At 36.5% G+C, this 10,858-nt stretch carries 10 protein-coding genes; 9 read left to right on the top strand and 1 reads right to left on the bottom strand.

What is annotated here, in order from left to right; genetic code table 11:
• Positions 1-742 precede the first annotated feature (742 nt).
• The 9 genes from DW720_RS11920 (at position 743) to DW720_RS11875 (ending at position 9,733) form a co-directional block, all read left to right on the top strand.
• Positions 743-1,003: a hypothetical protein gene (locus DW720_RS11920; protein WP_118743032.1), complete on the top strand. Its 261-nt coding sequence runs from the start codon at positions 743-745 to the stop codon at positions 1,001-1,003.
• Positions 1,004-1,316: 313 nt separating this feature from the next.
• Entirely contained in the window at positions 1,317-1,643 is a 327-nt protein-coding gene (locus tag DW720_RS11910) for a hypothetical protein (RefSeq protein WP_118743034.1), read from the top strand.
• Positions 1,644-1,784: 141 nt separating this feature from the next.
• A complete protein-coding gene (locus tag DW720_RS11905) occupies positions 1,785-2,510 on the top strand; it encodes a site-specific integrase (protein WP_347560719.1) in 726 nt (241 codons plus the stop codon).
• 196 nt (positions 2,511-2,706) lie between these two features.
• A complete protein-coding gene (locus DW720_RS11900) occupies positions 2,707-3,618 on the top strand; it encodes a hypothetical protein (protein ID WP_118743035.1) in 912 nt (303 codons plus the stop codon).
• 25 nt (positions 3,619-3,643) lie between these two features.
• Positions 3,644-4,153: a hypothetical protein gene (locus DW720_RS11895; RefSeq protein WP_118743036.1), complete on the top strand. Its 510-nt coding sequence runs from the start codon at positions 3,644-3,646 to the stop codon at positions 4,151-4,153.
• Between the two features lie 583 nt (positions 4,154-4,736).
• The gene (locus DW720_RS11890; protein ID WP_118743037.1) at positions 4,737-4,937 is read left to right on the top strand and encodes a helix-turn-helix transcriptional regulator; all 201 of its coding nucleotides are present in this window, start codon (positions 4,737-4,739) and stop codon (positions 4,935-4,937) included.
• An 82-nt stretch (positions 4,938-5,019) separates the two neighbouring features.
• On the top strand, positions 5,020-7,539 hold the full coding sequence (locus DW720_RS11885; RefSeq protein ID WP_118743038.1) for a DNA cytosine methyltransferase: 2,520 nt from the start codon (positions 5,020-5,022) through the stop codon (positions 7,537-7,539).
• On the top strand, positions 7,529-8,749 hold the full coding sequence (locus tag DW720_RS11880; RefSeq protein WP_118743039.1) for a restriction endonuclease: 1,221 nt from the start codon (positions 7,529-7,531) through the stop codon (positions 8,747-8,749). Before DW720_RS11885 ends, DW720_RS11880 begins: the two co-directional genes overlap by 11 nt.
• Positions 8,750-9,067: 318 nt before the next feature.
• Positions 9,068-9,733 (top strand): hypothetical protein, encoded by a 666-nt coding sequence (locus DW720_RS11875; RefSeq protein WP_118743040.1) that lies wholly within the window; start codon positions 9,068-9,070, stop codon positions 9,731-9,733.
• A 164-nt stretch (positions 9,734-9,897) separates the two neighbouring features.
• Here the strand turns inward: DW720_RS11875 and DW720_RS11870 are convergent, their stop codons facing one another.
• Entirely contained in the window at positions 9,898-10,776 is an 879-nt protein-coding gene (locus DW720_RS11870) for a hypothetical protein (RefSeq protein ID WP_118743041.1), read from the bottom strand.
• Positions 10,777-10,858 lie beyond the last annotated feature (82 nt).

The following is a 10,858-nucleotide window of genomic DNA, read 5'->3' as shown; positions in this document are numbered from 1 at the left end:
GCCAGAGATGAACTTGAAAAAAATAAGGATTCCATGAACGAACTTGAGTGGATTGGAAAAAATTTATAAAGCACACACCAAATTCCAGTTTGACGAACTGAATCCGAAAAACATTAGGGCGCAGAGGAGATAGAATCCTTTGCGTCCTTCCTTTTTATACAAGGGTTGACATCGTTACCAGGCTTGGTGCAGGGAGAATAATAATGGTTATGCAAGGACGGCCAAAGAGTTCCGGGAACAGCTTGTTGCACATATCGGAGGCACATTTGCTGATATTACGACTAGACAGAAGGGTAACACCTATTATAAAGACCTTACAATTACGCAGGAGACAAAAGAGTTGTATGCAAAAGAATATGGTTATGAGGAGACTGATTTCTTAGCTGGGTAGCAGTATGGGGGCAGAGGTAGCAGTACAGGTAGCAGTAATTTTCACAACTGCTGCCCAATCAAAGCCAGTAAATACAAGGGTTTTTGGATATTGGTAGCAGAAGGTAGCAGACTTTTCAACTTCTAAGCCGAAAAATTAAACTTTAATGCAGAAATATATCGGTATATGAAAAAGAAGAATTGTGATTATTATTTTGTGAGAACTGCTACCCAAAGTTAATTACTGCTACCCGCAGATGAAGAAGGGAGAGAAGTGGATGTCAAGAAGGGACACAGCAATCCGGGCATTGTGTAAGAGCCTTGGAGAGGATTACAGAGAAAAACAATAAATTACGCAGGAGGAGTGAAAAACATGAAACACAGGATTTTTTATGGTTCGGATTTCAAATTAAATGATTCCGATAAAAAGATGTTTTCAAGAGATGGATATGAATGTAAGGCTTTATTGCAGGGGAAGTCTGGAATGCCAGTGGCAGTATCACAGAAAATGGACAAGGATTTTCCAATATGGAAAGTGCAGTATGGATTTTCGTGTCTGGTATTTCCGACTTATGAAGATGCAATGGACTTTTGCAGAGGGAGATTCACAAGAATAGATGGAAAGGCGGTGTAGAAAATGCAGACGATAAGATATCATCCGTTAATTGATGGAGACACAGATGGAAGGGAGAAAGTTCCGTTGTTTTTTTCAACGGACGGGGAGACAATCCTGCAGAATAGCAAACTGTATCTGTCGGAGATTATCCCTAATCATTACAGACTTTATTCGAAAGAATCAAAGAGCCGGAGGGAAACGGATCAAATGATAATTCATTGTCCGTTGTGTGGAGACACATTAAGACAGGTGATTCAAAACTACGATACAAATAAACTTGGGCTGTACACCTGTGACAGGTGCAGACGATAGAAAGAGGGAGGATTATATTATGGTATTTCCATTAGTAAAAATGAATAAGGAAGGAACCTTATTACAACCGACAAATTCATATTATTCAGAGGAGTATGCACAGCGAATGTGCGACTTATATCTGACGGATGAACTGAATCGGGATGAAACCGGGAAAATAAGGAAAACTTACAGACTTCATGCGAGTAAAGACCACAGCGAGGAGATGGCATTTGCTTATGAAATCCATTGCCCGAAGTGCGGAAATTATTTGAAACAGATTGGGAGACAGTTGACATTTAATACGCTGGGACTTTATAAGTGCCCTGTGTGTGACAGAAAGAAAGGGGGAAAAGAGTTATGGTAGATAACGTACAAATCACAGGAATATGATATTGAATTCTGGAATGCAATGAGAAATAAGGAAGTAAGAGGAGATATTCTTGCTAAAGGACGGGATATCAGTACGGGTACTTATAGCATGCCAACGGTTGCAGCCGGGAAGGTTATGAGTGAGATTGAAAAAGAATCTGATTTCAGAAAGATTGCAACAGTTATCCGTGCATATATGACTGGCTATAAACTCTTTGCGAAGGACTGTAAAGATAAAGCTGAGTTCGTAGCAGAAGGTGCTACAATTCCTGTTTATGAAGGCGCAGGGGATTTTAATGAAAATGCGATTGGAAAGAGAATAGTTAATATCGACCACCAGTTACAAAGAACATCGGATATGCGGTATATCATAGAAACTACAAAGACGGATGCCGGAACAAGGAAACTTCCCATTACAGAGGATGTAGCACAGATGTTTCAGGCAATCATTGAGGACAGAGTACCACCAAAGGTTGAAAAGGTGATTGATGGTTATAGCGGGTTTCTTTTCTACGATGAAAATGATATGCCTTTGGTGGCAATGCACTGGCAGCACCGATTCAATCACATGGTCGGCAGGTACAATGACATTTACCGGGTGCAGATGCCGAATATCACTCCTCATGTTTGTAGGCATACCTACTGCTCCAATATGGCAAAATCAGGAATGAACCCGAAGACACTGCAGTACCTCATGGGACATTCAGATATATCGGTTACGATGAATGTGTACACGCATATTGGCTTCGATGATGCGGAGGAAGAACTGAAACGGATGGAAGAGTTCAGAAAGGCACAGGCAGAGATAGAGAAGAAAAACGATACTAAAGCGGTATCGCAGAAAATGTTTAAAGTAGTGTAGCATTGTTACTCGGCAGAGACGCTCCGGTTATACTGGGGCGTTTTTTTTATGGAAAAATGATAAGGGTGACGATATAATATGTTAAGTAGCGAAAAGTAACTAGTGGTAGTATTGTGAGAAAGAGTTGCTTATCGTACTTGTGTAAAAAATGACAGGATAGATTTAGAATGATGTAGAATAGGAAGGTGTTGTTTGGATGGGTGTAACAAATAATGTTTCTATATATTTCCCGGTATATAAAAAAATAGAAAAGGAGATACAAGAATTAGCATCTGCTATATATTTTTGTGATGAGCAAAAGAATGTATTTTCGCTTGATATTGCAGATTTGATTGTTAGATGTCTAGTAGAAATAGAATCTATTGCAAAGGATATTTATAGAATAGAAAATGAGGTGGAACCAGATAATCCGGGTGAATGCTTTAAGTGGATGGAACAGAACTGGAATATATCAAAGAAAAAGGTGGTTGTTATTTCTCCATTTTTCCACTTCGATGAGATGAAGAGCTTTTTTCCATTTGATTATAAGAATAAGTCCGAAGAAGATTATTATTCTACATATAATGCAATAAAGCATGACCGAGTGAAGAATATCAGTAAGGCAACATTGTATACACTAGTTCGAGCGTTAGGTGCATTATACATATTAAATATTTATTTTAAAAATGATAGAATTCAGCTGAAGGATGATAATTATGCGGCACATGTAGATAGAACATTTGGTTCAGAAATTTTTTCAGTAGATATTGCGCCATGTAAAGATATTGTTGTATTGAGTTCTGAAAAAAATATAATACCAGAACAATGTATATACAAAATCATTAGAAAAGAATCAGATTATGCCTTTTCGTTATCTTATAAGAATCAATTTGGAGAGGTTTGCTCATCCAGTTTGGTTATGACTAATAAAGAATTTCAAGATTATGCAGCATCATGTGTAGGAAAGGGAATATGTACCGAGGAGTTTTGGGATTTTGTGGCAAAATTTTCGGGTATGACGGCCGAAAATTTTAAGGTAGGCTTCTTGAAAAATAATAAAGTTAGTGAGTTTATATCTGTGAGAGCGTATAAAATGAAAGCAACTTTCTGGGCTGAGTTGAATAAATAAAGTGAGAGTAGGAACGAGGATAATTATGGCAAATTCAAATCAAACATTAAAATGGATAAACAGCCTTGAGGATAATAAGATTATATTTGATGCTGGAATTATTGATGGCTCGAAGAACAGAGGTATTTATGGTATTTTTGCGATTGATATTATTAAAGGAACTGAATATTGTGCGTATGTTGGAAGAGCAGTTAATATTTATTCAAGATTTTTAATCGGTAAAGAAGCGCATTTTGTTAAGCTGAGAAAAGGTGAATTAAAGAATAATAAAATTATAGAAGCATTAAATGATAAGTGTAAAAGAATAGAAGTACGTGTGCTTGAACCGATAGAGTTCAAGTATGTAGACTATTGCAGGGATACACAATTAATGGCTTCGAGAGAGTGTTATTATATAGACTATTATCAAGCGCTAAATCAATGTTTAGAGCAATATCCAGATGGAAGTAATATTAGAAGGGAAGTGTGGAAAGAAGAAAAAATCCTTAGTAGTAAGAATTCTCCTTTTACTACTATTTCTACTACTAACAGGTAGTCACAACTTGCTCCATCTTGCCGTATTCTGCCAAGATGACAGGTTAAGAACACATTTTACAAACATCTGGAATTCCTTGCAAAACAGGGCATTTCCGGGCAAATTGAGGAGAATGATAACAATGATAAAAATACTTTTCATCTGCCACGGCACTCCAGTTTTATGATAATGCATACCTTCGCAGACTGGGGCAGAGTACGGCATAATATGGCAGAAAGCCTTGGGATTACTACGGTTTAGACTACTAAGGCTCATGACTGCAAGTGGGATAAAGGCAAAGATGTTGGGAGGATTTTTTAGTAGTAAGGGACTACTTACAGGCAATGTAGTAGATTTTTATTGATGGAGATGTGGAAAAATTATAAAAAGTATTGCATGTTTATTGAGGGTTGGATATACTAAATGCAACAGAGTTGCCCGATGCTCTTGTGGCGTTGGGGACCAAGCTGAGACTTGTGCTCAGCTTTTTTACGTTAAAGAGAGTTTTTGTAAAATATTGAAGAACTCAAATTCTGATTGAGATTTGAATGACTATATGATAAAATAAAGAATAATTTTTTATTTCGGTATAGGAGAAAAAACTATGTCAGTAAGTTACAATAGGCTTTGGAAACTTTTGATTGATAAGAATATGAGTAAGACACAGCTTATAAAGGATGCTAAGATTAGCACAAATGCAATGGCTCATTTAGGAAAAAATGAGGATGTGCGTGTAGAAGTGCTAGTTAAAATATGTGGAGTGCTTAATTGTAGCATGGATGATATCATGGAGATAAAAGATTGATTGTCTGAGTCCAGCTTATTGATCCAATAACGGAGTAAAATTATATACATGTTATTGGAAAGACTAAAAAGAGGTGATTTATATGCTAAAAGACAAAAGCTTGACGTATATCTCGTTGTTTAGTTGTGCAGGTGTTGGATGCTACGGTTTTAAGCAAGAGGGTTTCCATTGCATTGCAACGAATGAACTTGTAGATAGAAGATTAGCAGTACAGAGAGCTAATAATAAGTGTGAATTTGAATCCGGATATATAAGTGGAGATATTACACTTGAAAGCACCAAAAAGAAGATTTATGCAGAAATACATAGATGGAAAAAAATGGGTAATGACAAGGTGGATGTGGTAATGGCTACACCTCCTTGCCAAGGAATCAGTGTAATAAATCATAAGAAAAATGATAAAGATATTCAAAGAAATAGCTTAGTAATAGAATCGTTAGAAATCATTGAGAAGATAAAACCAAGGATTTTTATTTTAGAGAATGTTCAGGCATTTGAAAAAACATTTTGTGTTACAGATAAAAATGAAGTAATGCGTATTGGAGATTATATCAGAAAACGTTTAGGTGATGAATATACCATTTCGAGCCGGATTTTGAATTTTATGAATTATGGTTCAAATTCGTCAAGAACCAGAACATTGGTTATCGGTGTGCATAATAAGTATAGAAATAATATTTCACCATATGATTTATTCCCCCAATATAGAAAAGAAAAAACATTACGAGAAGTTATTGGTAGTTTCCCAAGACTTGAATGGGGGGAAATTTCACAGGATGATTTCTATCATGCATTTCGAACATATGATGAGAAAATGCGTCCGTGGATTCATGACTTGAAAGAGGGTGAATCTGCATTCGACAATGAGGATATAAAGAAACGACCGCATAGAGTTATTAACGGTAAAATTGTAGAAAATGTAAAAAAGAATAGGGATAAGTACACACGGCAAAAATGGGATAGATTTGTTCAGTGTGTGCATACGAGAAATGATCAGTTGGCGGCACAAAATACTGTGCATCCAGATCAGGATAGAGTTTTTTCTATACGAGAATTAATGGAAATGATGACAGTTCCACATAACTTTAGATGGATGGACAGGTCATTGGAAGAATTAAATCAGTTAAGTATTACTGAAAAGAGAAGGATATATAAAGAACACGAGGTTAATATTAGGCAATGCTTGGGTGAGGCTGTTCCTACTGCGGTAGTGAAACAAATTGCTCATAATATTTCTAATGAACTTTCTAAGAAGAGATATGAGTCAGTTGCAATAGGTACTGTGATAAAGGAGTATCAGCTAACAGATAAGAAAGAATTAAAAAAGTTTATTTTATCTGATCCATTGCAATTAGGAATATCAGGACTACAGAGAGTGGTAGAATTATGTAATGCAAAACGCAATGAAAATGCAGCGTTTTATACTAATAAATTTATGATTAGTGAAATAATGGATGCCTTACCGGAATTTTCGAACGAGACACTTAGAATTATTGAACCATCGGTAGGAGCTGGTAGCTTTTTGCCTTTATTAATTGCTAAATATGCGTATGTGCCTAATGTGCTAATAGATGTCATTGACATTGATAAAGATAGTATCGATATTTTAAAAGTCTTAATTTCAAAAATGTATATTCCTAACAATGTGCATATTAACATTATATGCAAAGACTTTTTGAAATTTGATGCAAATGAAAGGTATGATTTGGCTGTTGGAAACCCACCTTATGCAAATCTGAAAGATAAGTCAAAGGAAATGCAGCAAAGGTTGGCAGAAAATGTAAATACGGAAACAAATAATTTAGCGGAATTTTTTTTGGAAAAATGTTTAAGAATAGCTGACTATACCGCTTTGGTTCTAAACAAGACTATATTGTCCAGTGGTGAATATAAGCCAACACGTGAACTTTTGAAAAAGGTCTGCATTGATAAGATTATTGATTTTGGACGTTACGGTTTCAGTGAACTTTCAATTGAAACAATCGCATTAATGATTGATGTCAAAAGAAAACCGGGAAAGACTTTTATAAAAAATCTGAAATACAATATTTTCTTAAATCAAAAACAAGAATATATTACAGATTCACAATTTCCATATTACATTATATATAGGAATGATGAATTTGATGCAGTTGCTGATAAATTGGAGTTTGGCATTTTCGATGTATTTAGAGATAGGCAGATCACAAAGAAAAATACTGTTTCTAAAAATGAAGAAAATTGCATAAGAGTAATAAAAGCAAGAAATATTTTGGATGATGGGACAGTAGTTGATATACCGGGATATGATATGTTTATAAATTATAAGAACAATCAGCGATTGACAGCAATGCAGTATGTTAATGATATGTCGATTTATTTAACACCTAATATGACATATAAACCGAGAGTAATTCGTAATGTCAAGAATGTTGTTCCGGATGGCTCGGTTGCAGTTTTATGGCCTAAAGATGGTAGAAATATTTCAGATGAACAGTTGAGTTTTTTTGCAACAGATGAGTATAGAAAATTTTATTTTGTTGCACGAAATATGTCTACACAATCTATTAATGTAGATAAAACAAGTGTATTTTTTTACGGAGTGAGGAAAGATGACGAATAATCTGATAAAACAATTTTTGGATGAACATGATTATGATGTGAGGAAAACACATAATGGAAGATGGATAGACCAGAAGTGTATTTATGATGAAGTATGTTTTGTGTCTGACTGTATAGTAGACTATTTGTTAAATGGCGGGAAAGAACCATTTACATCACCACTTATATGGCATCAAGATTATTCTATTAAAAATGTCATGCATGTTTTTGGTAAACCGGATCCTACAACAGATACCGTAATTGATGAATATAATAAATTTTTTCGTCAACCAATGAAGATGTTAGCTGCAGCAGGAGTTTTAAAAGAAGAAAAGAAAGGTATTACTATATATTTTTCTGTAGAGAATAGGGACATGCTTGAACATATTGCTTTGAGAGAAAGAAATGCTTTTGATTTTATGTGCCTATATATAGAAAAAGTTTTGAAAGATAGTGGAATATGGGATCCGTTTGCTTCGTTTTTTGATGAGCAAACGAATGAACAATATGATAACTTAAAAGCACGTTTTTCAGAATTTTGTATCGAAAATACTCCAATAGGTACGGAGGTAGAGGCTAATAGAATTTTTACAACAATATTGAATCAATTGGCGTGTAATTATCATAAAAAAGGCACTGCGCGTGGTAAGATGTCAAAAACAATAATAACTTTGGATAAGATAGCATATAACAAGCCTAATTGGTATGACAATCTTACTGGGAAAGAAAAGAATGTTTCCAGAAGAGATTTCAGTGAAATGGATGAAAGCACGGTTGCTGATAATACATATGATTATATGGTGACAAGAGCGATGCGAAATCTTCGTGACTTCATTGAAAGATATTATAATAATGAACCGGAAGTTATTGATAGATATTCAATAGGACAAAAACAAAGTGCTATACACCATATTTTTCCTAAGAGTAGTTTTCCTCGTATTGCTATGTATATTGAAAATCTTATAGCATTAACTAGTGCACAGCATTTACAGGAAGCGCATCCAGGAGGAAATACAAGGAAAATTGATAAAGATTTTCAGTATACATGCTTGATTTGTAAAGCGGATCGTATAAAGAAGAATATTGAGGGAGAAGCAGGAATACCAGTTAAGTACAGTTTTAGCGATTTTATGTTTGTGCTAGATGTTGGACTTTCAACAGATTATTTTGAACAACTTGAAGAAAATGATTTTAATGCTGTGTTGGCAGGCATCGAAGCAAACTATTCATAAAGGAAGGGGGATCCAAATCTCTACAACCTTTCTGCCTGAAGACCGATGGCCCCCTTCGTGCGAATTTTCGCAGAATTAAACAGGGGGGATACCCACAGAATCCATATTATATGAAAATTTCCGCAGAATACCGCTTCTTTAGCCGATTTTGTTTTGCTGGATAATACCGAAATACGCATAAAAACCGTGTGTAAAACGATGGAAAAAGCACAGTTTTTATGCATATTTTCTGACAGAAATATAATCAGAAATGTCTTGCTATTCTGTGTTGTCAGAGTGATATATGTACTACCGAAAAAAGAAAGGCAGGTACATATTATGAAAAATGGAATCAGATTTACACTGGAACCAAAGCAAAGACCAAAACTGGCGAAGGAGATTGGCAAAATACTCGGAACAGCACCGCATTATGAGCGGGTGCCAAGCTGTGCATACGATATTGCAGGATACAGGCTGGACAAAGAGGGCGTGCTGCACATCCCGGAGGGAGTAGCGGTAGAAATGGTGGAACACTTAATTCGCCAGTTATGGGAACATGGGTTTCAGGACGATATGGAAATAACGGAAGAAGTGCCAGTGCAACAGGATAAGCTGACAATAGCGATTCTGAAAGAGAGCCTTACGGATACGGCATTGGAAAATTTACAGAAGATTATAGCAAATAAGCAGATGCTTTTTCAACGCGCATTTCAGACGGACAGCACAGAGATTGAAATTACAGATGAAAAAATAAATTTCACATGGTTTCCATACACAGTGGATGGAGATGATATTGCAGCCTACACGCAATTTATCTCAAGGCTGTGTGATATGGCAAGAGATGCAAAAAGGGTATCATCAAAGCCGACCGAAACGGACAATGACAAATATGCTTTCCGCTGTTTTCTGCTCAGACTTGGCTTTATCGGAAAAGAGTATAAGACAGCGAGAAAGATTCTGCTTAGAAATCTTATGGGAAATTCAGCATTCCGCTGCGGAGAATAAGGATAAAATGACATGGGGTGTCGGTGCAGACCGATGCCCTTTTTCTATGGAAAAAACAGTTGGGGCAACTTGTGGCAGATGATTTAGGTTATTCTTATAGAGCCTATATAGAAAATAACCTATATTACTTGCCACATCTTGCCCCAGTGTGAAAACAGCCGTGGTCACGCCCAGCGGTTATCATTTTCTTCCTGTATCTTTCTGCGATAAGCAGTGCGGGATTTTCTGCGGTTTCGTTCCTTTTTGCATTCTGGATTGTCACAGTATTTTTGGCGGTTTCCGTTTTTGATGAACAGACGGCCACAGCACTCACAAGTGGCAACGCCCACACGGTCGGCATAAGCAATGGGGTAATCTGTAGGGATAGATACATATTGCGATAGGGCGAAACGGGCAGTGTCAAAAACAGAGTGGAAATCCGGCATAACCTTCAATTCTCCATTTTCATCCAGTCCCAACTTCATAGTTACGCCATTCATTTTATTTAGGTAAGCTGATATTTTACCGAGGTGTTTCTGCATAGGAAACGAATTAAAATCTGCAAATTCATTCGTCCATGTGATCTGCGCAAGATCTGTGGAAACGTCAAGCCGTTCCAGACATTTTTTGAACATCAGGATGACAAGGGTATCCCGATACAGGCTTTCGAGATCTTTCCGCATGGTGTGAACATCAAAAGTGAAATTACCAAGAATGTTAGTGGAAAAATCCCAGTATTCCGTATCCTTTTCAATATCCCAACGATATTCTTCGATGTCCTCAGAGGCATAGTAGGGGTGTGCGTACTGCTGACACCAAGAAATGATATCATCGGCAGCAGTGTAGTCATCTTTTCCACGGATACTCTGGTACAGGTTATTCAGAGAAAGCCAGAGCTCATTTCCGTCCAAGCCGTATCCACGGTTGAGTTTCGGAACATCGCCCTTGCCCAGACAGGCGGTGATTACGATTTTTCCATTCTGTTCTGTCTTTTCATAGTATTTGAAAGTTGCGGTCAGCCGTGCATCCGCACTCATTTTCCCCAAACTGAAATCTTCGTTCATATTCTACCTCCATTCTTACCGATAGAACTTGCTTTCGGTACGAGTTTTTACCAATAGAAAATAGTCTTTGGTAACATTATAA

The organism is Clostridium sp. AM27-28, assembly GCF_003480955.1.
Lineage (GTDB): Bacteria > Bacillota > Clostridia > Lachnospirales > Lachnospiraceae > Otoolea > Otoolea fessa.
The sequence above is the reverse complement of the archived record's forward strand: the minus strand, read 5'-3'. Positions and strand labels throughout refer to the sequence as shown.

Coding starts and splice junctions, on each gene's coding strand:
- DW720_RS11920 (WP_118743032.1), top strand. CDS start 743: ATGAAACACAGGATTTTTTATGGTTCGGATTTCAAATTAAATGATTCC.
- DW720_RS11910 (WP_118743034.1), top strand. CDS start 1,317: ATGGTATTTCCATTAGTAAAAATGAATAAGGAAGGAACCTTATTACAA.
- DW720_RS11905 (WP_347560719.1), top strand. CDS start 1,785: ATGAGTGAGATTGAAAAAGAATCTGATTTCAGAAAGATTGCAACAGTT.
- DW720_RS11900 (WP_118743035.1), top strand. CDS start 2,707: ATGGGTGTAACAAATAATGTTTCTATATATTTCCCGGTATATAAAAAA.
- DW720_RS11895 (WP_118743036.1), top strand. CDS start 3,644: ATGGCAAATTCAAATCAAACATTAAAATGGATAAACAGCCTTGAGGAT.
- DW720_RS11890 (WP_118743037.1), top strand. CDS start 4,737: ATGTCAGTAAGTTACAATAGGCTTTGGAAACTTTTGATTGATAAGAAT.
- DW720_RS11885 (WP_118743038.1), top strand. CDS start 5,020: ATGCTAAAAGACAAAAGCTTGACGTATATCTCGTTGTTTAGTTGTGCA.
- DW720_RS11880 (WP_118743039.1), top strand. CDS start 7,529: ATGACGAATAATCTGATAAAACAATTTTTGGATGAACATGATTATGAT.
- DW720_RS11875 (WP_118743040.1), top strand. CDS start 9,068: ATGAAAAATGGAATCAGATTTACACTGGAACCAAAGCAAAGACCAAAA.
- DW720_RS11870 (WP_118743041.1), bottom strand. CDS start 10,776: ATGAACGAAGATTTCAGTTTGGGGAAAATGAGTGCGGATGCACGGCTG.